The sequence below is a fragment of the Francisella philomiragia subsp. philomiragia ATCC 25015 genome, assembly GCF_000156715.1.
GTDB lineage: Bacteria > Pseudomonadota > Gammaproteobacteria > Francisellales > Francisellaceae > Francisella > Francisella philomiragia.
On the sequence record NZ_DS999316.1, the window covers coordinates 596667 to 621503 of the forward strand.

The following is a 24837-nucleotide window of genomic DNA, read 5'->3' on the forward strand; positions in this document are numbered from 1 at the left end:
AGCACCTTAATTTATATTAAATATTTTGTTTTTTAATAATTATCTTAATCATGATATAATTTTCATTAATTTTGTGATTTATTTTAGTATAAATGATTGACAGTCCGTATATTAATAAGAAGCTGGCTTCTTTATTACTACATCGTAAACTCATAACAAGACAGCAGCTTGAAGAAATAAGCTTAGATAAGTCACTGGCTAAACAAGACTTTTTAGACTACTTAATAGATCATGAATTAATTGATAGTAAATCATTTATGATTGAGTCAGCGACTTTACTGCGCTTACAGTATATTGACTTAACTGCTATAAACGTAAAATTTTTACCTCAAGATTATTTTGATACCGAATTTTGTAATGAAAATAAATGCTTACCTCTATTCAAAAGAAAGAAAAGTGTGTATGTAGCAATAGCAAACCCTATCGATAGTCAAAAAATATTAAAAAAACTTCGTAGTAAATATGATTACTCTTTTACTTTAGTAGTTGGAGAAATAAATCTTATTCGAGAGAAAATTGAAGAATATGATCAATATCTGAAAGATGAAGGACATGTCGAGAGCGAGTCAAAACTTGAAGAGCAGATGAATGCAGGTGGAGAACTTGATATCGATTTTGTTGATGAAGGTGAACGCGAAGGTGATGCTATAATAGGAAGTGGTGAAGATGAAGAAGCTCCTATTATTAGATTTATTAATAATACAATTGTTGATGCAATACAAAAAGGAGCATCAGATATACACTTTGAACCATATGAGAAAAACTTCCGTATAAGATACAGAATAGATGGTTTATTAATAGAAACTTTTAATACTAAAAAAAATCTCGGTCCCAAAGTTATATCGAGACTAAAAATCATGTCTAGTTTAGATATTGCAGAGAAGAGGATTCCTCAAGATGGTAAATTTAAAATCTCTCTTTCACGAGAAAAAGCCATCGATTTTCGTGTTAGTACATGTCCAATAAGTTTTGGTGAAAAAGTTGTACTTCGTATCCTTGACTCTAGCTCAACTCAAATACCTATTGAACAATTAGGTTTCTCAGAAACTCAAAAAGAGACATACTTAAAGTACATCAAACAGCCTCAAGGCATGGTATTAGTAACAGGTCCGACAGGTTCAGGTAAAACAGTTACGCTATATACAGGGATTAACATTCTTAATAAACCTGAGAAAAATATTTCTACAGCTGAGGATCCTGTTGAGCTTTTTGTAAAAGGTATCAACCAAGTTAATGTTAATAATAAACAAGGTCTAACATTTGCCGCAGCTCTTAAATCATTCTTACGTCAAGATCCCGATATAATCATGGTTGGTGAGATCAGGGATATTGAAACAGGCTCAATTGCGATTAAAGCATCTCAGACAGGTCACTTAGTTATGTCAACTCTACATACCAATAGTGCTCCAGAAACACTAAACAGATTAGTAGACATGGGATTGCCTAGATATAATATTGCTACTTCTGTAACATTAATTATTGCACAGCGTCTAACTAGAAAACTTTGTCCAAAATGTAAACTAGAAGATACAGAAACTGAATTTAAATTACTTGTTCAAGATAGTGGTCTTAATGATGAAATTTTAATGAAAACTTTTGGTACAACACTTGAAAAAGTGCAAAATTCAAAAATATATAAGCCCAATCCTAAAGGTTGTCCAAGATGTTTCAAAGGCTACAAGGGAAGACTTGGTTTATATGAGGTGATGCCTGTTTCTAGAGAAATTGCCAGAATGATACTAGAAGATAAAAACACTATGGATCTAGCAACACAAGCACAAAAAGAAGGTATTGCTACAGTAAGACAATCTGCCCTTGTGAGAGTTTCGGAAGGGTTAACATCTATGGAAGAGGCTTACAGAGTAAGTTAAAGGAATAAATATGCTATTTGGAAATAAAAACAAGAATAAAATAACTATTATATCTTGGAGTTTTAAGGCCAAACTTAAAAATGGTAAAACGATAAAAGGAGTTATTGATGCTGATACTAAGGAAAAAGCAGAAATTCAAATAAGGCAAAAAGGTTACTCCGATATAAAAGTAAAAAAACAACCCAAGGACTTATTCCCTAAGAAAATATCTTACAAAGATATTACTGAAATGACTCGTCAGCTAGCTACAATGACTAAAGCTGGTATCCCTATTATTAAATCATTTGAAGTATTTATAATGGGTATACGTAAGCATCCTCGTCTAAAAATACTAGCTATTCAAATTAAACAAGCAATTGAAGGTGGAGAATCATTTTCAAAAGCATTGAGTAATTTCCCAAAAGTATTTGATAAACTATACGTCGGACTTATCACTGCTGGTGAAGAGTCAGGTAATTTAGATTTGATGCTTAATAAAATTGCAGATCAACGTGAAGCATTAGAAAGTATAAAGAAGAAAGTTAAAAAAGCCCTCTCTTATCCTATTGTTGTATGTGTCATTGCTGCTGGGGTAACAGGAATACTTTTAACTTTCGCAGTTCCAGCATTCTCAGCAATGTTTATAAACTCAGGTAAACCACTCCCTGCAATTACACAAATTACAGTGAATGCATCAAACTTTATGCAAGATTCATGGTGGAAGATTATCCTTGTAATATTTGTATCAATATCAGTATTTAAATCATTAAAATTTAGATTTCCAAAGATACAAATTGCCCAAGATCATTTTATGCTTAAAGTACCAATAATTGGTGAAGTTATTTTTAAATCAGCTTTAGCAAGATTTGCCAGCACTTTAGAAATTACTGTTCAATCTGGTATGAGCTTAACAAGAGCATTAGACATGGTTTCACTAGCAACAGGTAATGCAAAATATGATCAAGCAGCTATAGACATTAAAAAAAGTATTAGTGAAGGAGCATCATTTAAAGAAGCTATTGTTGAAACAGGAAATTTTCCTTTCCTAGTAGAACAAATGATAGCTGTTGGCGAAGAGTCAGGTGCATTAGAAACTATGCTTGGAAATTTAAATAGAGTGTATCAAGAAGAAGTTGACACACTTGTAGGAAGCTTAAGTTCGATGTTAGAGCCACTAATTATGATTGTTTTGGGTGGAGTTGTTGGTTTCCTTGTAGTAAGTATGTATATGCCAATGTTCCAAATGGGTGATGCCATAGGATAAAATTAGAAACTTTTATTTCCTATACTCGTTATTATGCGCATTAATTTTTTATTTCTATGTCAATCCTCAAGACTCACATAACATTTTTGTCTGATATATTAAAACAATTTCAATTAGAGGAAATAGATTGAGTTTATACAAACATTAAATTATTCATAAAATATAGCACGAGCCACATAAAAATTAGCCATAGTAAATAAGAACGATGACTTTTACAATTTATTACTACTTTAGAGAAACTTATAAAAGGCAATCTAGTTATATGGTACTACAACAAAGATTAGGATATTCAGCATACTTTTAAAGAATTTAATATCATAATCAAAGATACTAATAATAATGATGATACTTTAGAATTATCACAGAAAGAATTAGAACCAAACTGTATAGTTTTTAAATCTAAGCATTGTAAGATTATAGCCGTACTAACCCTCTACAAAAAACATGATAATAAAGTGATATACAGAGTTTTTACAATGACGCAACATATAAATAATCTAAAGAAATTTAATTGCATTACTTAAGAATATTTTACTTTTAAATGGAAACAAAGACCAAGCTAAATACTCATTAGAAAGAGCTCAAAGTAAAGTTATTTAAGAGCCTAATCTGGTTTTTAGAAGATAATTAAAGCAATTAATAAGGATAAAATAAATTTGTTATAAAAAAATTAAGCTTCTTCTTTTAAAGGAGCTGAAACACTAGCTTGTACGCGCTGATTACGAGCATCTGACTTATGAATACCATCTAAAGTATTTTCATAACCAAAGCCTTTAGTGATAATTCTATCATTATCTAAACCTAATTGTTTCATATAGTCAGCAACTGCTTCCGCTCTTCTCTCAGAAAGTTTTTGATTATAGATCTCAAATTCGCTTCCAGTAGTTCCTTGAGAAGCATAACCTTTAACTGTTACAGTTTTAATATCACTATTTTTTACAAAGTTGACAAATGATGCTATTGCTTCTTTACCTTTAGAGTTTAAGTTTGCGCTATCATAAGCAAATTTAGTATCTAAATAAACTGTTACATCATCACCATTCACAGTATAACAAGCAACACCTTCTTTAGTTAAGTTAAAGTTACCTTCACACTGCTTAATACCTTGAGGTAAAACATATTTAGTCTCATCAATTGTTGGCATAGCTGTAGTTTCTGCTGCTGTAGTAGCACCATTATCCTGAATATTACCAGTGTCATTAGTAGTATCATCTTTACCACCAAAGAACCAAGTAATACCGCCACCAATCATATTAGTACCTGCTCTACCCTGAGCACCAGACATACCTCTTGGAGCCATTGTCTGAATATATCTATAATCAGCACTTACCTGAACATCTCTAGAAAGTTCAAATTTAAGACCACCACCAACATCCCATGCACCAGTAGCTTGACCAGCTAAATTAGCCCAACCAGCACCGCCAGCAGCATATGGAGTAATCATAGTGCTATTACTGAAGTTTATAACACCTTCACCCAAACCAGCAAATACTCTACCCACTAACTGGTTATACTGAACAGCAAAATATTTATTGACGTTATAACCAATAGTCATGTTCGCACCAGCTCCTGAAGGAGAATTAGGCGTTCCAGCAAGACCATTAGCATCAACACCAAAGTACCACTGACCAGTTCTATCTTGTGGCCCCCAAGTGTTGTTTTTGTTAGTTAAAGAGCTATAAGTGTTAGCAAAAGGAGCAATAAAAGAATTACTTGAACTACTTTGAGTTACTGGTGTATTTGTATCTGCTGACATATCCATATTGTCAGAACCTGCTGCAAATGAAAACGTAGCTGTACCAAATAGCACTGATGTAGCGATAACAATGTTCTTTAATTTCATCAAAAGCTCCTTTAAAAACTCTTTATTTTATTTAATAGTAAATTATAAGACTGAAGCATTATACAAAATTAAAACACTCTTTCCAAGTTTTTTTAACTTTTATGAAGTTAGTATTTTATACTTTGACAATAACTGTTCTTGAGTTTCAATATGATTTGGATCTGTAATTATGCATCTTATAGGACATACCTTTGTACATTGAGATTCTTCAAAATGCCCTACGCACTCTGTACATTTGTCCGGGTTAATTTCATAATATTCTTCGCCTTGTGATATTGCCTCGTTAGGACACTCTGGTTCACATATATCACAATTTATACAGTCATCAGTAATTAATAGTGCCATACTAATCCTTTGAATATTTTAATTCTATTCTATCAAATACACATTCAGGAACAAACTCACCTACTCTTTGATAATTATGAATAGCAACAGCTCTAACTAAAGTAGACGATATACAAGAAAATTTTTCACTAGGAGTTAGAAATATAGTTTGAATATCACTATTAAGCTTATTATTCATACTCGACATTTGAAACTCATAATCAAAATCAGAAACTGCTCTTAATCCTCTCACAATCGCACATGCACCATGCTTCACCGCCGTATCAACAAGAAGCCCCTCAAAGCTAACAACTTTTACTCTATCATTGTCTTTGAAAACTTCTTTAATCATTAACTCTCTTGTATCTAAATCAAAAAGAGTTTTTTTACCATATGCTGTTGATACCGCAACTACTATTTTATCAAAGATATTCAATGCTCTATCAACCAAATCAACGTGACCATTTGTTATAGGATCAAATGTGCCTGGATAAATTGCTACTTTTGACATAATTTACTTAAAATAATCCTAGCTCTAGTTTAGCTTCCTCTGTCATTAACTCTGAGTTCCATGGTGGATCAAAAACCATAACAACATCAACCTTATCAACATTTGGTAGCATTGCAACACGTTTTTCAACATCAGTCATTAATACAGGACCCATGCCACAACCAGGAGCTGTAAGAGTCATATCTATAATCACATGAAAATTACCACTCTCCAACTTTCGAGTAACAACATTGTAGATTAAACCCAAATCGACAATATTAACAGGGATCTCCGGATCATATACTGTTCTCATTTGATCCCAAACAGCATCCATATTTATTGGATCACCCGGCTTTATATCATAATTATCGACTGGATATTTGACTATTTGTTTACCAATCGCATCAGCATCTTTACCATCCAAGTGAAGTAAGTTACCATTTACATTTAGCGTAAAACTACCGCCTTTATCTTGAGTTACCAAAACTTCTTGACCAGGCATAAGTTCAATTTCGTTACCAAATGGTACTGCTACAGCTTTTACTTGCCTTCTAACTATAGTTACATCTGTTGTTTTCATTATATAATTCCCTAAACTGTAAAACTTTCGCCACAACCACAGCGAGCAGATTCATTTGGATTAGTATATTCTAACTTATATAATCCAAAGTCATGTTTAACATAATCAATTCTTAAACCATTTAAAAAATTCATAGATTTATTCGATACAAAAAATCTCAACCCTTGCTGATCTACTACTGTTGTATCAGCAGGCTGCTGTGTAACAAAATCAATATCATAAGCTAAACCAGAACATCCCATCAGTTTTGTGCCTACATATATTCCAATATTATTAGAATCCTTAGCTAAGTGTTTTTCGAAATGTTTTGCTGCTGCGACAGTAACTTCTAAAATACTATTATTAGGATCAAAAACTTCAACCATACTAACCTAATCCTTTTAATTATTTGACTATTTTAATTGAGATATTACTTTTTTCAATGCTTTAATAAATAAGTCTACTTCATCAATAGTATTATACATACCAAATGACATACGCACTGTTGATGTAGCACCCATTCTGTATAGTAGAGGATGTGCACAGTGTTTACCTGTCCTAACACACATCCCTTTGATTGCCAACAGCTCTCCTATATCTCCGGCATTACAACCATCAACTACAAATGTTATAACACCTGCCTTATTTGGTGCTTCACCTATTATTTTTAAACCATCAATTTTTTTTAATTCATTTGTTGCATATTCTAATAATTTTTTTTCATGACTTGCGATATTTTCCATACCAACTGAATTAACATAATCTATGGCTTCACCAAAACCTATAGAACCAACTATGTCAGGTGTTCCTGCTTCGAATTTATACGGCGGTAATGCAAATGTTGTTTTATCGATTGTTACATCATTAACCATATCTCCACCATAATTATACGGAGGCATTTTCTCTAACAATTCGTATTTACCATACAAGACTCCTACTCCAGTTGGACCATATAATTTATGACTAGAGAATACAAAGAAATCACAGTCTAGATCTTGGACGTCAACCTTTGAGTGTATTACTGCTTGCGCCCCATCAACAACTATTAATGTCTTTGGATTAATTTTTTTGACTTCTTGTATTATCTTTTTGACAGGATTAATAGTTCCTAATACATTTGAACATAATGTCAGTGCTATAACTTTAGTTTTGTTTGTAACTAGAGATAAAAGATTCTGTATATTAAGTTCACCGTTATCTTCAACTTTTGCAACTTTAAAAACTAACTGTTTCTCTTCACAAAGTATTTGCCATGGTACAAAATTAGCATGATGCTCCATTTCAGTAACAATAATATCATCACCACTAGAAACCATAGACTTACCAATAGAGCTCGCTAATAAATTGATTGATTCTGTAGTTCCTTTAGTTAATACAATTTCATCTGCTGATTTAGCATTTATAAAATGTTGAACTTTTACACGTACATTTTCATATTTATCACTTGCTTTTTGACTTAGTTCATAAACCCCTCTATGGACATTTGCATAATTAAACTTATACGCATCTGCCACAGCATCAATAACTACTTGCGGCTTCTGTGCTGAAGCTCCAGTATCAAAAAAAACAACTGGTTTATCGTTAATAGTTTGATTAAGAAATGGAAAATTTTCTCGAATTTTTTTCACATCATACATTGTGTGTTTGCCCAATTAAATATATAAATCACCTAAATTATACTAAATTAGTATAACTTTGTCAGTAAATGATATTTTTTTGATTTAAGAAAAATAGTTAAAATTAATTAACATACAGGAACATTTGTAGCTAAACCACCTAAAGATGTTTCTTTATATTTACTAGACATATCTAAGCCGGTTTCATACATGACTTTGATAACATAATCCAGTCCAACAAAACGCTTCTCACCCGTATCTAGATGAGCAAGCTTTGCAGCATTTATAGCCTGTACTGCTCCCATTGCATTACGCTCTATGCATGGGATCTGTACTAAACCACCAATAGGATCACAAGTTAATCCTAGATTATGTTCCATACCTATTTCAGCTGCTGATTCGATTGACTCAATGTCACTACCAAGCAGTGCACAATAACCAGCAGCAGCCATCGAACAAGCTACTCCTACTTCACCTTGACATCCAACTTCTGCAGCAGATATTGATGCTCCTGATTTATATAAAATACCTATAGCAGCACATACAAGTAAATACTTATTAACTACTTTTTTAAGTTCTTGTTGATTAATAATCTCATGAGTCTGTAAATAATACTTCAATACAGCAGGGATCACTCCAGCAGCTCCATTTGTTGGTGCGGTAACTACCCGTTCACCACAAGCATTTTGCTCATTCACCGCAATTGCAAAAGCATTCAAATAGTTAAAATCAGTATTAACAATATTTTGCTCTTTAAGCTTTCTTATCATACTTGGAGCTCTTTTTCTAACTTTAAGACCTCCTGGAAGTATTGCTTCTGGACAAGTTAAACCCTTTTCTATAGATGTATCCATAACTTGCCAAATTTCAGCTAATTTATTTAGTGAGTACTCTTCTCCATAAGCTATTTTTTCATTCTCAAACATTATCTCATCAATAGACATATTCTCTTTATAACAAATATCTTTTAATTCCGCCATACTTGTGAATCTATAAGGTTTATTGCATTCTATTTCTGTAGGAACCTCATCTTTTCTTATTTGTTTTTTATCAACAATAAAACCTCCGCCTATAGAAAAGTATTCCTTTTCACAAAGAAGATCCTCACCATTGAATAGTGAAAAACGCATTCCATTAGAATGTTCTGGAAGAAATTCATTATAGTGAAATATTAAATCTTTGTCATAATCAAACTTAATTTCAAACTTTTGAGCTAGATTAAGTTTTTTTTGCTCTAAGCAGGTTTCATAAAGTTTTTTTGCTAATTCAATATCCACTGATTCAGGTAAAAAGCCCATAACCCCTAAAACAACTGCATAATCTGTTTTGTGACCTTTACCTGTAAGAGCTAGTGAGCCAAACAAATCAATCTGGACTCTAGTAGTTTCAGGTAACTTATCTTTATACAAATCAATAAAATTGCATCCAGCTCTCATAGGGCCTATAGTGTGAGATGAAGATGGCCCAACACCAATAGAAAAAAGCTCAAAAGTACTTTCCATAAAACTCCTCCAGAAAGCTGAAATAAAACAATAAAACCACCCAAATTATATCTTATTTTAATCTTTTTTCTCTAACTTTCCAATCAGGCATATAGCATGAAATATAGTTATAAAATTCTTTTGAATGATTTGGATGCGTTAAATGAGCTATTTCATGTAATACTACATATTCTATAGCTTCTATATCTCTTAAAATAAGGTTGAAATTTAGATTAATTGTTTTTTTGATATAGTTACATGATCCCCAGCGAGTTTTTGTTTTTTTAATGGTTACTCTGTTAATTTCTTGGTTTGTAATTTTTAGGTACTTTGCCACTAGATTATTGAGAATAATATCTGCCTGATCTCTATAAAACTCTTCTAGCAGTTGTAATTTAAACTCTCTATTACTGATAACACTAGGATTTAACAGAAATTCAATGTAATAATCATAATAGTTAACCACATTATGCTTTGATTGAATAACTCGGATAGGATACTCTCTACCTAAAAAATAAATAAGATCGCCATCATTCAAACTATAATTATTGTAGTCAAATCTTTGATTGTTCTGCAATCTTTGAGTTTGTTTATCTATCCATGATTTCTTTGTTTGTAATAACTCTAAAATCTCTTTTTTTGCTATACCTTTCGGTGAAACTACAGTAATTAAACCATCTTTGCTCAAAGAGATTTTAAGATTTTTAACATTTTTATAGACTATATCAACTTTATATGACATCAATTATTCTACTACTATATTTTGCCAACCTTGAGCAATATCTGCACTATTTTTTGACCAATAATCGGCTATCATATCTCTTATCGTAATATTACTGTCTTTATGATTTTTAATATTATCAAATACAAAACCATCTCCACCAGTAGTTAAAAAATCAATCGTTGCAAGCTTATATGTTTGCTTTTCATTTAATGGTTTACCATCTATTAAGACATCTTTTATATTACCGGCGCTATCCAATGAAACTTTCAATCCTACAAGCACTCCTACTTGTTTATCTCCAAGAGGCTGTATACTATGCTCAATAAGCTTAAGCAAATCAGTGCCTTTGATATCTAATGTAACAACCATATTATCAAAAGGCATTGTTTCATAGATCATTCCATAAGTAATATCACCTTGAGGTAGAGATCTTCTAACACCATGTGAGTTGACGAGCGCTAAGTCAGAAGCTGTTTGACCCTTGATGATATTTGCTAGTGTATATGTTAAGGGGATATTATAATAACCATCTTGAGCTTCATCTGACAACTCTCTAGGGGCATTAGTTATGACCTTATCAAGCTCAGCTTTGACAGAGTCATTATACTTAGCTAGTATATTGTTAACATCCTTATTTGGCTCAAGATTTTTTGTTGCTTGTGCTAGATTAATAACCTCTGGAGTTACCTTACATACATCTGATGTGTGACAATCATAGTGCAAGACACTTATGTCTTTACCTTGACTCTCTCCTTGCTCTACTACAACGCCATTTTTAATACCATTAACAAATTTATGGCTATGTCCAGTCAATACCGCTGAAATACCATCAACGCCATTTACTACTGCATATATTTCTGACTCATCGCCTAAATCAGCTCTCTTAGTGAAAAAGACTTCTGAGTTTTGTTGATCAGTAGGAATATGTGTAAGCAAGACTATCGTATCTGGTTTTGGAATATTATGTCTATTATAGTTACTTATATATTTAACCCATTTATTAGCGCTTGTAACTGGATCTGTGAATTTGAGATTAGAAATATTTTTCTCTGCTGTGGTTTCAGGAGTTTCTAAGGTTGCTAGCCCTATAAAGTATATTGTTTTACCACTAGGCAATGTTTCGTAGCCAAATGGCTTAATATAAGCCAAAGAATCCTGACTTGTATATTTTCTATAAAAATAATCAAATAAAGAGTCATCTTTATAACTAATATTTGCAGCTAAAAATCTGATACCATTCTTTTCATACCAGTGCTTAAACCACTTTTGACCATAATCAAAATCATGATTACCTACAGCAGAGTACTTAACTCCGATATAATCAAAGAAATCATTGACAACATCACCATGTGAGATATTTGATATGCCAGTACCTTGATAATTATCTCCTGCTGCTACAACTACTAAGTTCGGATGTGTTTTTTTGTAATCATCGATAAAACTAGCTATCTTTGCTGCTCCAACCATGTCTTTATTGGGTTCAACCTGACCATGAAAGTCATTTAAAGATAAAACTGTTATATCATCTTGAGCATATCCAAAAACAACACTAAAAAAAATTATTATAAAACTAAATATTTTTTTCATAATTATTTCCATTAATTATAATGATAACTCTTGTATGAACCTAAAACTTTTAAGAAAGTGCTCTTCTTAAGTACTTCTAATAAAGCTTTTTGAACATTTTCATCATCCTCAGATCCCTCAAAATCTATAAAAAACAGATAATTCCAAGCTCTATTTCTTGATGGTCTAGACTCTATTTTTGTAAGATTAATGTTATGTTTACCAAATACATTCAAAGTATTTACAAGCGCATTTGATTTATCTTCAACAGAAAAAATTAATGTTGTTTTATATTTATTGTTATCAGAGTCGAGCTGGATATCATCATATCCCATTAATAAGAAACGTGTGTAATTAAAGTGCTCGTCTTCAAACTCATCTTGGAAGATCTTTAATCCGTATGTTTTTGCAGCAAGTTCTCCAGCTATTGCTAAATGATCTTTTATATTTTTCTCAAAAATATACTTTGCCGCTCCTGCAGTATCAACAAATGCTTCTGGAACAAGCTTTAATTTATTAAGACTTTTTGAACATTGTGATAGTGCTTGCGGATGAGATATTACACTTTTAATATCAGAAAACTGAACCCCTTCTAATCCCATTAAGCAATGCTTAATTTTTAACACTACTTCAGCCTTTACTTTTAAATTACTTTTGATTAACTCATCATAAGCAGGTACGACAGATCCTGCTAATGAGTTTTCAACAGGGATCATGACAAAATTTGACTTACCAGCTATTGTGTGTTCAATAGCTTCAGAAAACGAGAAACACGGAACGGTCTGAAAATCTTTGATATTTTGTTGATTTAAAAAACTAGTTATTGCCTGCTCAGAGTAAGCTCCATGCTCACCCTGAAAAGATACTTTAATCATAATATGTTATTAATAAGCTTGTCTAAACAATATAATACATTATGAAATAATAAGATAGAAATATTTATTTAGATATAATTGTCATCACTAATAGCTTTTTTGATTCCTTCTTGCATATCTTCTGCTGGTAAGCATAGATTTTTTGCAATAGTAACAACAATAAAACTAATCACAAGAACTATTGCCGAACTCCAGTATAAATCGAGATCTCCAGTCCCCCCAAATGAACTAAAGTATGAAACTAATGTTACTAAAACTATATATATCCAAAACCATACAGATTCTCTTAGATTCCAATGAATCTCTTCTGATCTATCCCTTCTAAACGTCCTATAAACACCAAGCATAACCAAAGCAATGATTAAAGCAATACCAGCCTTTGAAACTATTGCCCAACCACTCCATAAAAATACTAAAGTAGCTGCAAACATACCTAAAGTTGACAACAAATAAGCGCCTTTAAGCCTAAATGGTCTATGCATATCAGGTAAATGATGTCTAAGTGCCATAGTAGATGTTGGACCAGTAATATATGTAAGTGCTATCAAAGATGTTAAGAAAGTAGCCATTTCCTTCCAACCAGGAAATGGTGCAAACATAACTAAAGCTATCAAGAAATTAAGACCAATAGCATAAATTGGTTTTTGCATGATTGGACTTAACTTTCCTAAAATGCTCGGAAGATAACCATTATGTACCATTGCACCTAACGACTTCATTGCGATACTAAAGTAAATTAAACCAGCCATAAGTGGAAAAACTATAGCTCCAAAGTACAATGGATACATAACCCACTTAACTCCAAAACTTTGAGCCATCACAGCAAATGGTCCAAAACTAGATGAAGTAGCACCTGGCATAACAACACCTTGCCAATCATTGTTATGTACAAATTTTGACATAACTAGTAAATATGCGGCTTGCAAAAATAGAAAAATAACCAAACAAATCAAAACAGCACCGACTGTTGCCACCGGGATTGATTTCTTAGGATTTTTTGTGCTACCTGCTAATTCTACAATAGTCTTAAATCCTGTAAACGCATAAGCAATACCACCAACTGAAACTGCAGCTAATACACCATTAAAACCAAATGGCATAAATGATAACTCTTCTGTCTTTATATCTTTTAGAGCAGGTAATGTAAAACAAAATATAATAAATACAATAGATATAAATATTGGTACAGCAACCTTAAATAAAGTAACAATATTATTAATTTTTGCTAACCATTTAAGTGAATAAAAATTAATAACACAGAATCCCAAAAGAAAGATTATCGCTAAAGGTAATCCAGCCATCGACAAAGCACCATCTCTACTGGCATCTATAAGCGAAGGATAAAATACAGCTAAATATTGAATAACGGCTTGAACTTCGATTGGCGCTAAGACCAAGTATGATATCCAAGTAATCCATGCAAACATATAGCTTGTCATAGTTCCATGTGTGATATGAGGAATACGAGAAGTAGATCCCTCAACAGGCACAATTGTACAAACCTCAGCAAATACTAAAGCTATGAAGACCATTAAAATAGCACCAACTATCCAAGAAAGAATAGATCCTGGCCCAGCTTCTTGAGAAGTATACTGAGCTGCGAACATCCATCCTGATCCCATAATAGCACCAACACCCATAGCTACCAAGCTAAGGGTGGAAAGACTTTTCTTTTCCATGTTATCCTTTAATTAAAAATTATTAATGTAATTATGAGTTTACTGTGAATGACCTTCCTTGTAAATACTTTAGCTATTATATAACCTCTCTTATAATTCTATCATTTAGCGTACTCATGATGTCATACTCAATGGTGTTGACTTGTTTAGCCATTAAAAAAGCACTGTTCCTATTGCGTGGAATATCAGATATTAACTCTACAACATCTCCAACTTTAACATTATGCTCATTATGACCTAATGAAACTGTCAGGCCATCCATACTCATTCTACCAGCCATTGGATACATTACATTGTCAATATTAACAAAACCTCGATCTCCAAGTTCTCTTGGAAATCCATCGCCATAACCAATTGGTATCACTGCAACTTTTTCGCCATCGAAACCTCTATATATCATAGAGTAACCCACCCCATCGCCCTCTTCTAATTCGATTATCTTAACTACTTTTGATAATAACCTTGCGATCGGTTTTATTTCTCTAATTGATCTTTCAACATAGAACTCTGGAAGAAAACCATAAATGAGGATTCCTGGTCTAACCATATCGTAACAAATTTCTTTGTCACCAAGAAAGCCATAAGAATTTGATAAATGACAAATTATGTCCTGAGATAACTCTTTAGCATACTCAACAATTTCTGAAAATCTTTTCTTCTGCTTAGTATTAGTTGGATGATCCCTATTATCAGCACACGCCAAATGACTGTACACACCTTCAAGTACAACCCACTTAGAATTATAAGCTCTCTTAATAGTTCTACAAACATCATTGTAACAAACACCCATACGGTTCATGCCGGTATTTACATTAATATGGACATATATCTTTTTATTAAGCTCTTTGGCTATTTGCTCTAACTTTTCAATATCGTCATAATCTTGGATACTAACTCTAATATTTTCAGAGACCATTCTTTCAAGATACTCATAGTATATTACTCCAAATACTAGCACTGGCTTTTTAGTGATAGCAGTAACTCTAAAAGCCTCTAGAGAGTTAGCCACAGCAAAGAAATCAACTAAATCATGCGTATTTTCTACTATCTCTTCTATACCATGCCCATAAGCATTTGCCTTAACAGGAAAACATATCTTAGCGTTGCCAACATATTCTCGAATAATCTTAATGTTATTTCTCAAAGTTTGTTTACTAATTTTTAGAATATTCATAAATTTCCCACATTATTTATAAATTACATTATTAATTTTATTTTTTAAAACCAGAAGTGAACAAGCTGCAACTATAGTAACTATAGCTATCCACATAAACAAATTTTCATATCCTAAATAGCTATTAATCTTAGCTTGACCAACTAGTAGAGAGCTTTTAGAGTTGGCTAAATCTTTACTAGCATAAAGCGAAGCTACGTATGCACCAAGCTTGATCCCAACAGCCCAAGTTAAGAACCACATCCCCATACAAAAGCCTCTTACCTTAGTGGGAACAAGTTGGGTTATCAAAGATAAACCAACAGCTGTTGCCATAATCTCAGCCCATGAAAAAAATACTCCAACTGCTACTACTTCCCACCAAAATGAAACTTTTGAAGATGGATCATTAAATACACAAACGAAGTATAAAAACGCGTAACATATACCAGCAAATAATAAACATAAAGCAAACTTACTAGTTGATCTTAATCTATCGCCCATCTTGTTAAAATACATAGCAAGAATTGGAGAGAAAATTAAAATCCCTGAAGTATTTAATAGTCCTGGTACAGTTTGCGAATTTAGCTTAATACCTAAAACATTCAAATCCACATGGTGAACATTAAATAAGAAAAATGACGTTGTCTTTTGAGCATAGGTCATAAAGAATATTGTTGCGTAAAATATAAATACTAATAAAAGTAACATTTTCAAACGATACTCTTTATCTTGCTGAAAAGTAATATTTATAAAATAGCCAACAATCATAACTACTGCTAAAACCAGCACAATGATAATTAGACTACTAAAATAAAGTAATCCTGTAACTACTGATACAAAAAATATTATACCTACTATAGCTAAAACTAACTGCTGAAAACTAAGTGTTTTTTTGCCTACAGGAGCTGCTATTGTTGAAAATAACTTTTTATTCATAAATATATTACCAAGAGCTAACAATACTCCACAAGCACACACCCCTAAAGCAATTCCATAGTGTCTATTTTCTAAGCCGTAAGAGTCCGCACTACTTAAATAAGGTATTAAAATAGCACCTGATAATGCCCCAATATTGTTAGCCATATTAAAATACGCATATATAGAATCTAGCTTTGCTGGATCTCCTGCATATAATCTAGACACACTGTTTAAAGTCATCGGCACAAATAAACATGCTCCAACGATAATCATTGCCAACCCAATATAAATCGAAAAATTCATTAGCATATCGCTAGTTGCTAATAATGAATATCCTAATAGTAAACAGATACCACCAGCTATTAAGGTTCTTCTAACACCTAAAGCTTTATCAGAAATAAAGCCCCCTAATGAGCTTAAAACATAACAAAGCGCAGTAAAAGAACCAGCAAAAGTTGAAGCATACGACTCTGTAAGATTTAACTTATTTATACAGAAGAATATTAAGATATAAAAGAAACCAAAAAAACTAAACCTTTCAAATAATTGTAACAAGAATAATGAAATAAAATATTTTGTTCTTTGTTTTTCTTCTATATGCTGCACTTACAGATCCTCCTCATATTAGCGACAAGCCGTTTTAAAGCTATTTGAACTAGTCAAACAGTAAATCGTGTTAAATTATTACTCTTTAAAGTACTACTTAGTAGAAAAGTAGTCGCGTAGATTAAAAATCAAGCTCAAATGATTCTTGCATATTTTTAATAAAATTATCAAGTTTAAGACTAACCAAAAAGTTCTGCAATCTTCGCCCACAACTGCCGTCAGCAATATTAATTAGAAAGCTAAACACTACCAAGTCTACTAATGATAGTTTAGAATTGAAGAAATACTCTTTTTCACCCAAATAGTCTGCTATAGCCTTTAAATCACGCTCCGCTTTTGAATAAATTTCATTATTAGTTAGGTTTGTAACACCAGCAGCCTTTAGTTGACGCAGAATGTTTCTCTTAGCAACAGGATAAACTATACTCGCCATAGCCTTTGGTAGTTTAGTTGATTCTAGAAACTCTTTCTTCCATGCATAATTATCTTTATCAGCCCAGCGACTATATACTCCAACCCAATACAAGCTATCCTCACATAATCTTATGAATGCTGTAGATATAGCTCTTTGCTCAGAATTTAGATGCTCATCCAAATTATTGTGATTTTGCTTATCTAACATTTCGATAATGAGATTGCTATCGGCGAATTTCTTACCCATAGTTTCTATATATGGCATCTTACCTGTTGGTGACTTATTAAACTCCAAACTAAAATGATTCTGATAACTCAAATCAGTAGCTTTTAGATATAGTTCAAGTTTTAGACAAAAAGGACTACAGCTATAATTTCTGCCTTTTAACTTTGGTAACTGGTGTAAATGAATAATCATAATTTTCCTTCTTCATCAAAATTTATAATATTATGTACTGATGATCCTGATTGAGAATCCTCAAATTGTTCAGATACTATATTTTCTCTGATAACATCAGCCTTCTCAAATTCTGATATAACAATATCATCAAGCCTACCGTTTCTTATTACTATATATCCTCTAAATCTGTCATCAGATAATGAACTGTTATAGTCGAATGAATATACTCTATAAAAAACTAAACGCCTATTCTCAAGCTTAACATCTATTTTACGTAAACAAACAGTTTCATCTAGCAACTCTAAATCATATTTTGCCGTTGAACGTTGAGCAACATCTACAGCATATTCCTTATTTTTCATAAAATTACGCCATAAAAAGAAACATAATCCTAAAAAAATAATCGTATACAATGCTAACGACATATAACTACCTTGAAAATATCTTGTAAAATATCATTATATGTTAAAATCTACTCGTTAAAAACATACTTTTTGATCGCTTTGAAAATTTTAAAATACTTCTATGGTTCTTTCTTTGTAACTCTTATTGGTGTCGGTATTGCTATATTTATTTATCCAACTGCTCCATTAGAAACAATATACTCGGTATTAATTCTGGCCATACTTGAAATTTCTCTTAGTTTTGACAATGCCGTCATCAATGCAAAAATTCTTGGACAAATGTCACAAAAATGGCAAAAGATCTTTATCTACTTAGGTTTACCGATTGCCGTTTTTGGTATGCGTTTATTATTCCCAATTTTATTGGTAAGTGTCACAAGTGGTATTAATTTTACTAACGTAGTTACACTTGCTCTAAACGATCCTCAACAGTATCAAAATATATTAGAACATTCGATGCCCTATATTTGCAGTTTTGGTGGTAGTTTCTTACTTATGGTTTTTCTGAACTTTTTTCTCAGTGAAAATGAAGGTCATCATTGGATACCTATAGTTGAGAACAATAGGATTACAAGAAAAATACGTGATTATAATGGTGGATATATTCTATTTGCAATCTTTATTGGCTTAATAATCATCTATGATGCAGAACCTGATTATCAAGGCAGTTTAGCAATTGCTTACTTTTTAGGTATAGTTGTACATGAAAGCATTGGTATGCTTAACTCCATATTTGATACATCGCATATAGATAGTTCGACAGTTGCTCGCAACGGCATAATGGGATTTATTTACCTTGAAATAATAGATGCATCATTTAGTTTTGATGGTGTAATTGGTGCATTCGCTATTACAGCAAATATTATCATAATTATGATTGGTCTTGGTATTGGTGCAATGTTTGTAAGATCACTGACCATACTATTTGTAGAAAAGAAAACTCTGGCAAAATATATATATTTAGAACATGGTGCTCACTACGCTATTGGTTTTTTAGCAGCTGTGCTATTACTAAAGATATTCGTTCATATTCCAGAATGGTTTAGTGGTTCTATAGGAATACTAGTATTGTTTATAGCATTTATTCACTCGGTAATATCTGCCAAAAAGTTAGAAAAGCAATAGCTCTAAGTCATCTACATTTCTAGCTATATATTTAGATAATTGTGACACTTTTTCTCTTTCAACATGTTCAAAATATGCTATGAACTTATTAACATAACCGCTTTCATATAGCTGATAATCTGTATAACCATCACCAACAGCTATAATTTCACCATTTATCAAATCTTTGACTTTATCAAAAGCGCTTAACTTTGAATTACATGCTCCATTAGAGTTATCAAGAGTCTTAAAGCTTCCATCGTCATTCCAAACAATATCTACTGCAAATATATTGTCTCGTGGAATATGCAAATAATCTGCAAATGGCTCGATACTCTCCGTTAATCCACCACTAAAAATCCATATTTGATAACCTTTATTTCTAAGTGTTTCGATTATTTTTTTGATACCACTTGTCAATAAATCAGGACAATACTTATCTGCAAAATCTTTGATACTTTGCTTTGTTGGACTTGCAATAGCTAATCTTCTTTCAAGAGATTCTCTAAAACAAATGTCTCCTTGCATACCTAAATTGGTAATATGCTCAATTTCTTTTAGCTTTGAAGGAGATTGTTTTAATAATGGCTCTAAGATTAACTCTAACGATTCTTTTTTAATCAATGTTGAATCAAAATCAAAAATTATATTTTTCATAGTACTGAGCATATTCTATAATAAAACAAGTAAGTGTAATTATATAGTAGCGCTAATTCGTACAGATATAAATAATATCTTTATTTTTATCAGTTTTAATTTACGTGGTATTTTTGAAGCATAATAACTAGTCAAATCTTGCTTCATCTTGGCACAAAACTATTATTTATCAACTCATTTTCTCTATTTCTTTGGATGTATGACAACTTAAGGCTCCATAGTTAAATATCGCATAATTTGGAGCGTAAGTGCATACTACCTTTTCACTATCAACAGTAGCTATCCAAAAATAAATTGGTTTACTGTCAATCTCGCTATGTATTTTTACATGATCTGCTTTTACATGATAGTTCTCTGCCGTCATATTAATTAAATCTTGTTTTGTCTGAGCACAAGAGCCTAAAAATAGCAAAATGATTATCAATATAAAATATTTTAACATCACAATCTCCAATATACCTGTAACTGCAATAGCTTACACTTAATTGATTATTTAGTCTAATGCACAACTTACTTAAGATAGATTCCATGTAGAGCTGGAGGAATTAGGATTGGTAAATATGCTTTATATACTAAACTTAAATCAGTTGCATTTAAATAGACAATATAACTAAGTTTCTTATCTGTATCGATAACATTTACAAATATAAGACCATCATCTTCAGTTTGAGCTTGTGGATTAGCTATAAATATAGGTTCTGAGACAAAATTATTTCCAAAGCAATATTCAACGATATCATTATTTGATAAGTCTATTTTTATTATGTTATTAAAAAATTCTGCTTGATCTGTACGCTTAACTAGATAAGCATAACGATAGTTTTTTATTAGATATTTCTCATTAATCCTTGGGAACTCAACATTAAGAGCTGTAATAATACTTTTCTCTATAGTGTTACGACCGATATCAACGACCATACGTGTTAGCTGTGTTTTTAGCCTACAATCATTACTCTCAATATTTTTAAAATAGAACTTCTTATATGGTTCAAGATTATCGGTATACTCAATAAAGTCTAGATATATTTTGTTATTTTGTTCAAAAGCATTAACACTGTGAAGGAAGACCATACTTGAAATATCCAACATGCTCACTTTATGTGTTTTTCGATTGATAAGCACTAATTTACATTTTGCATTTGGATCATGGGAGATCACTTCTGAAACAGGCTTAGTCAAAAAATCAAGTGGATTTGCTCTTAATGGGCCCAAATATAAAACAACATAGCTCTCTGTAAGAAATAGCGTATGGTTATATATAAATTGATTATCATAGAACTCATATATTTTTGTTCTTTGTGAAGAGTTTTTCGCAATTTTATAAATAGTATATTTACATTTTTTTGATATATCGACGACAAAGTTAAACTGCTCTTTTGTTATAGGATCGAATTGAGGATGCGCACAGCTAAACTGCCCTTTGATTTTATCACCAAATCTAAATTCGTTTAATGTTTGCAGATCATCTTTATCAAACTCAATCATAGTAGTTACTTCACTAGTTGCCAATAAACTATCTTTCACTTTTAGGATATTTACATTACAACTTGGTTTTTCTACCTTAACTCCTAATATAGTTTTGATTAATGATCTTATTCTGGCAAATTTATAAGGCACAATTGTACCAAACTCATCGAACTTTATACGTCCTTTAGTAGCAGCTAGATATTGCTCAGATCTTAAATATCTATTTGAAAAATAAATTTCCCTATCATTACATCTAAAGCTATACAACATAGCCAGTCCATCAAACCAGTGATTCAATTTAATATTCCCATATTCAAATTTAGCTGGCCCGACTCTCAAAACCTTTCCATCAAACCAATTAGGTAAGTTTGATATTTCAGGTTTTAATATATATCTAGTAAATTCTTCATCTACATTAACAAAAACTGATGATAATTTGTTCATATTTGACTACCAAATATAATGCTACTATTTACATTATACTTATTATTCTTAGCTAGTTTAACAAAACGATAAAGATACAATAATATAAATAATAGTTATTAATTCTAATATTTACTTTTTTTCTATATAAAAATTGCTTATTATTAAGAATCTTAACTAATTTATATAGAACTAAAGATGCAAAAATCTTCAAAAAAACCTTTGGTTTCTATAAAGAACCTTTCAAAACAGTTTGATGATGGTCATTTAGCTGTTGATTCTGTTAATCTTGATGTTTATCCAAAAGAGTTTTTTTCTTTGCTAGGTGGCTCAGGAAGTGGTAAAAGTACTCTTCTTAGAATGCTTGCAGGCTTTGAAAGACCTACTGATGGCAAAATAATTATTGATGGTGTAGATATGTCTAATACTCCACCATACAAAAGACCTGTTAATATGATGTTTCAATCATATGCTCTTTTTCCGCATATGAATGTTAAACAAAATATTATGTTCGGTTTAAAACAAGAGAAATCTCTAAAAAAAGAAGAAATAGAAAAAGCTACTGATGCTGCTCTAAAAATCATAAAAATGGATCATCTTGCTAAAAGAAAACCACATCAATTATCTGGTGGGCAACGTCAGCGTGTAGCTCTAGCAAGATGTTTAGCAAAAAGACCTAAATTAATTCTCCTAGATGAACCATTATCAGCTCTAGATAAAAACTTGCGTGATCAGATGCAGTTTGAACTTGTAGATATTCAAGAACAGACAGGCAGTACATTTATAATGGTAACTCATGATCAAGAAGAGGCTATGACTATGTCTACTCGAATAGGTATCATGACTGACGGCTGGCTAGAGCAAGTAAGTACTCCTTCTGAAATTTATGAATTCCCTAAGAGTCGATTTGTAGCTAATTTTATTGGTAAAAGTACAATTTTTGAAGGTCGCGTAGAAGCAGTAAGTAGAACTCGAAGTATCATAACTTCAGAACAAGCTGGCACTAATTTTGTATTAAGAAGAAACATAGAAGCTATTGAAGATCAAGAAATCTGGGTTGGGTTACGTCCTGAAAAGATTGTTATAAGTAAAGACAAACCAGAAGATTACAATCCTAACAAACCTGTAAATTGTATTAAAGGTATTGTTGAAGATATTGCTTATATGGGAGGTTTATCTACTTACCATGTTAGGACAGCTAATGGCAATATAATTAAGTCTACTGACTTTAATATTGAGAGAAATGCAGATCATCCATCTTGGGATGATGAAGTATATCTCACTTGGGAATCAGAAAATATCATGGTGTTATACTCATAATGCAAAACTTAGAAAAAAGCTTTAGACATACTTTAGTGTACTTAGTTCCTTTTGTATGGTTTATGGTATTTTTACTTATACCTTTCTTATTTGTTATAGGTATCAGTTTTACATTACCAACAGATGGTACTCCACCAGTTACATCTTTGATGCAATTCAAAGACTCAACTGTAAACTTCACCCTATATCTGAGTAATTACATTGAATTAATTCATTACAATCTTATATTCATATCATTACTTAAATCTTTTAAAGTTGCCTTTATAACCACTGCTTTGTGTATCTTAATTGGCTACCCTATGGCTTTAGCTTTATCTAGAGCTAAAAAAAATACTCAAATCTTCTTCTTAGTCTTGATTATTATTCCATACTGGACTTCATTTTTACTTAGAACTTACGCTTGGGTAACATTACTAGGCAATCATACTCTTAACCAATTCTTAATGGATCTAGGTCTACCAAGTATGGCTTTGTTATATAATGATTTTTCAATGTATCTAGGTATGGTTTATTGTTATTTACCATTTTTGATATTACCACTTTATAGCACATTGATAAAAATTGATCCTAGTATATATGATGCAGCTGAAGACCTAGGTTCTAAACCAATAAACTCATTCTTTAAAATAACTCTGCCATTATCTATGCCTGGCTTGATTGCCGGTAGCTTGTTAATATTTATTCCAGCTATTGGTGAAGTGGTAGTACCACAGATCATGGGTGGGATGAATTCATTAATGATAGGAAATGTTATTTGGGAAGAGTTCTTTACATCTAACAACTGGGGTATGTCTGCTGCAATATCTGTAGTACTAATAGTCGTACTAGTATTACCCATTCTGTGGATGCAACGTATACAAGCTAAGAGAACTTTTGTTTAGGAGGTATAAGCAATGAAAAAATTTTCATTTAGTAGCATAATGCTTGTATTTGGCTTGATATTTTTATATATACCTCTAGTAATCCTAGTAGTTTTCTCATTTAGCGACTCTCAGATTATAAACTTATGGGGTGGCTTTACTTTTGACTGGTATCATGAAGTAATTAATGATGAAGATATTATAAATGCTACTTTTACTAGCCTAAAGATAGCAACAATAACATCAATTATTGCAACAATACTTGGAACTATAGTAGCCTACTCTATGACTAGATTTAAATTTTTTAGATCGAGAAGTTTTTTATATGGTCTTGTAGCTACTCCACTTGTTTTGCCGGATATCATTCTTGGTGTAGCTTTATTATTAATGTTTTCAACATTACAACATCTTATCGGCTGGCCTCATGAGAGAGGAACTACTACGGTAGTTATAGCACATGTAACAATGTGTACAGCTTATGTTGCAATAGTAATGCAATCACGTATAGCTAGTGTAGATATATCATTAGAGGAAGCTGCTCTAGATTTAGGTGCTGGTCCTATAGAGACTTTCTTTAAAATAACTTTACCTCAACTTATACCTGCATTGATTACATCAGCATTACTTACATTTACATTATCTATTGATGATTTAGTTGTCACAGAGTTTGTGGCTGGTAGTGATAACCCTACTCTGCCAATGTATATTTACTCAACTGTCAAAAATGGCCCTACTCCAGAAATAAATGCCCTAGCGACAATTATGATAGCAATTATCATAATAGGCGTATTACTTGGTATGTTTATTTCTGCTAAATTCCAAAAAAGACAAAGCTAA

At 31.9% G+C, this 24837-nt stretch carries 24 protein-coding genes; 6 read left to right on the forward strand and 18 right to left on the reverse strand.

The window, feature by feature from the left end:
* Positions 1-92: 92 nt before the first annotated feature.
* Both pilB and FTPG_RS08330 read left to right on the forward strand, forming a co-directional pair.
* On the forward strand, positions 93-1871 hold the full coding sequence (pilB, locus tag FTPG_RS08325) for a type IV-A pilus assembly ATPase PilB (RefSeq protein WP_004288006.1): 1779 nt from the start codon (positions 93-95) through the stop codon (positions 1869-1871).
* 10 nt (positions 1872-1881) lie between these two features.
* Positions 1882-3114: a type II secretion system F family protein gene (locus FTPG_RS08330; protein ID WP_004288007.1), complete on the forward strand. Its 1233-nt coding sequence runs from the start codon at positions 1882-1884 to the stop codon at positions 3112-3114.
* A 670-nt stretch (positions 3115-3784) separates the two neighbouring features.
* Here the strand turns inward: FTPG_RS08330 and FTPG_RS08335 are convergent.
* From FTPG_RS08335 to FTPG_RS08405, 15 genes are all read right to left on the reverse strand, one after another.
* Positions 3785-4957 carry an OmpA family protein gene (locus tag FTPG_RS08335; protein ID WP_035722631.1) on the reverse strand — a complete coding sequence of 391 codons (1173 nt, stop codon included), beginning with the start codon at positions 4955-4957 and terminating at the stop codon, positions 3785-3787.
* A gap of 99 nt (positions 4958-5056) precedes the next feature.
* Positions 5057-5302 (reverse strand): YfhL family 4Fe-4S dicluster ferredoxin, encoded by a 246-nt coding sequence (locus FTPG_RS08340; RefSeq protein WP_004288009.1) that lies wholly within the window; start codon positions 5300-5302, stop codon positions 5057-5059.
* Between the two features lies 1 nt (position 5303).
* A complete protein-coding gene (gene coaD, locus FTPG_RS08345) occupies positions 5304-5792 on the reverse strand; it encodes a pantetheine-phosphate adenylyltransferase (protein ID WP_004288010.1) in 489 nt (162 codons plus the stop codon).
* Positions 5793-5799: 7 nt separating this feature from the next.
* Positions 5800-6351, reverse strand: coding sequence for a putative Fe-S cluster assembly protein SufT (gene sufT, locus FTPG_RS08350; protein WP_004288011.1), 552 nt, complete (start codon positions 6349-6351; stop codon positions 5800-5802).
* An 11-nt stretch (positions 6352-6362) separates the two neighbouring features.
* Entirely contained in the window at positions 6363-6716 is a 354-nt protein-coding gene (locus FTPG_RS08355) for a HesB/IscA family protein (protein WP_004288012.1), read from the reverse strand.
* Between the two features lie 27 nt (positions 6717-6743).
* Positions 6744-7967, reverse strand: a complete 1224-nt coding sequence (locus tag FTPG_RS08360; RefSeq protein ID WP_004288013.1) for an aminotransferase class V-fold PLP-dependent enzyme — start codon at positions 7965-7967, stop codon at positions 6744-6746.
* A gap of 107 nt (positions 7968-8074) precedes the next feature.
* Positions 8075-9448, reverse strand: coding sequence for an L-serine ammonia-lyase (locus FTPG_RS08365; RefSeq protein WP_004288014.1), 1374 nt, complete (start codon positions 9446-9448; stop codon positions 8075-8077).
* Between the two features lie 52 nt (positions 9449-9500).
* Positions 9501-10169 (reverse strand): M48 family metallopeptidase, encoded by a 669-nt coding sequence (locus tag FTPG_RS08370; protein WP_004288015.1) that lies wholly within the window; start codon positions 10167-10169, stop codon positions 9501-9503.
* 3 nt (positions 10170-10172) lie between these two features.
* Entirely contained in the window at positions 10173-11738 is a 1566-nt protein-coding gene (locus tag FTPG_RS08375) for a bifunctional metallophosphatase/5'-nucleotidase (protein WP_234367166.1), read from the reverse strand.
* An 11-nt stretch (positions 11739-11749) separates the two neighbouring features.
* On the reverse strand, positions 11750-12592 hold the full coding sequence (pheA, locus tag FTPG_RS08380) for a prephenate dehydratase (RefSeq protein ID WP_004288017.1): 843 nt from the start codon (positions 12590-12592) through the stop codon (positions 11750-11752).
* Positions 12593-12660: 68 nt separating this feature from the next.
* Complete coding sequence (locus tag FTPG_RS08385; RefSeq protein WP_004288018.1) at positions 12661-14271, reverse strand: APC family permease; 1611 nt, start codon at positions 14269-14271, stop codon at positions 12661-12663.
* A 76-nt stretch (positions 14272-14347) separates the two neighbouring features.
* Positions 14348-15445 (reverse strand): alanine racemase, encoded by a 1098-nt coding sequence (gene alr, locus FTPG_RS08390; RefSeq protein ID WP_004288019.1) that lies wholly within the window; start codon positions 15443-15445, stop codon positions 14348-14350.
* A gap of 12 nt (positions 15446-15457) precedes the next feature.
* A complete protein-coding gene (locus FTPG_RS08395; protein WP_004288021.1) occupies positions 15458-16951 on the reverse strand; it encodes a peptide MFS transporter in 1494 nt (497 codons plus the stop codon).
* A 121-nt stretch (positions 16952-17072) separates the two neighbouring features.
* Complete coding sequence (locus FTPG_RS08400) at positions 17073-17780, reverse strand: glutathione S-transferase family protein (protein ID WP_144402403.1); 708 nt, start codon at positions 17778-17780, stop codon at positions 17073-17075.
* The gene (locus FTPG_RS08405; RefSeq protein WP_004288025.1) at positions 17780-18190 is read right to left on the reverse strand and encodes a DUF3301 domain-containing protein; all 411 of its coding nucleotides are present in this window, start codon (positions 18188-18190) and stop codon (positions 17780-17782) included. The genes FTPG_RS08400 and FTPG_RS08405 overlap by 1 nt, the downstream gene beginning before the upstream one ends.
* Positions 18191-18268: 78 nt before the next feature.
* On the opposite strand from FTPG_RS08405, the gene FTPG_RS08410 reads away from it, so the two are divergent.
* A complete protein-coding gene (locus tag FTPG_RS08410; RefSeq protein WP_004288027.1) occupies positions 18269-19294 on the forward strand; it encodes a DUF475 domain-containing protein in 1026 nt (341 codons plus the stop codon).
* Here the strand turns inward: FTPG_RS08410 and FTPG_RS08415 are convergent.
* The 3 genes from FTPG_RS08415 to FTPG_RS08425 all read right to left on the reverse strand — a co-directional run bounded on the left by FTPG_RS08415 (position 19280) and on the right by FTPG_RS08425 (position 21841).
* Positions 19280-19930: an HAD-IB family phosphatase gene (locus FTPG_RS08415; protein WP_004288028.1), complete on the reverse strand. Its 651-nt coding sequence runs from the start codon at positions 19928-19930 to the stop codon at positions 19280-19282. The two genes, FTPG_RS08410 and FTPG_RS08415, sit on opposite strands and share 15 nt — an antisense overlap.
* A gap of 169 nt (positions 19931-20099) precedes the next feature.
* Positions 20100-20372: a hypothetical protein gene (locus FTPG_RS08420; protein WP_035722635.1), complete on the reverse strand. Its 273-nt coding sequence runs from the start codon at positions 20370-20372 to the stop codon at positions 20100-20102.
* A 68-nt stretch (positions 20373-20440) separates the two neighbouring features.
* Complete coding sequence (locus tag FTPG_RS08425; protein WP_004288030.1) at positions 20441-21841, reverse strand: carotenoid oxygenase family protein; 1401 nt, start codon at positions 21839-21841, stop codon at positions 20441-20443.
* A 177-nt stretch (positions 21842-22018) separates the two neighbouring features.
* On the opposite strand from FTPG_RS08425, the gene FTPG_RS08430 reads away from it, so the two are divergent.
* From FTPG_RS08430 to FTPG_RS08440, 3 genes are read left to right on the forward strand one after another with little or no spacing between them, the layout of a single operon-like run.
* Complete coding sequence (locus tag FTPG_RS08430) at positions 22019-23140, forward strand: ABC transporter ATP-binding protein (protein ID WP_003015139.1); 1122 nt, start codon at positions 22019-22021, stop codon at positions 23138-23140.
* Complete coding sequence (locus FTPG_RS08435; protein WP_035722638.1) at positions 23140-24021, forward strand: ABC transporter permease; 882 nt, start codon at positions 23140-23142, stop codon at positions 24019-24021. Before FTPG_RS08430 ends, FTPG_RS08435 begins: the two co-directional genes overlap by 1 nt.
* Positions 24022-24033: 12 nt before the next feature.
* Positions 24034-24837, forward strand: a complete 804-nt coding sequence (locus FTPG_RS08440; RefSeq protein ID WP_004288032.1) for an ABC transporter permease — start codon at positions 24034-24036, stop codon at positions 24835-24837.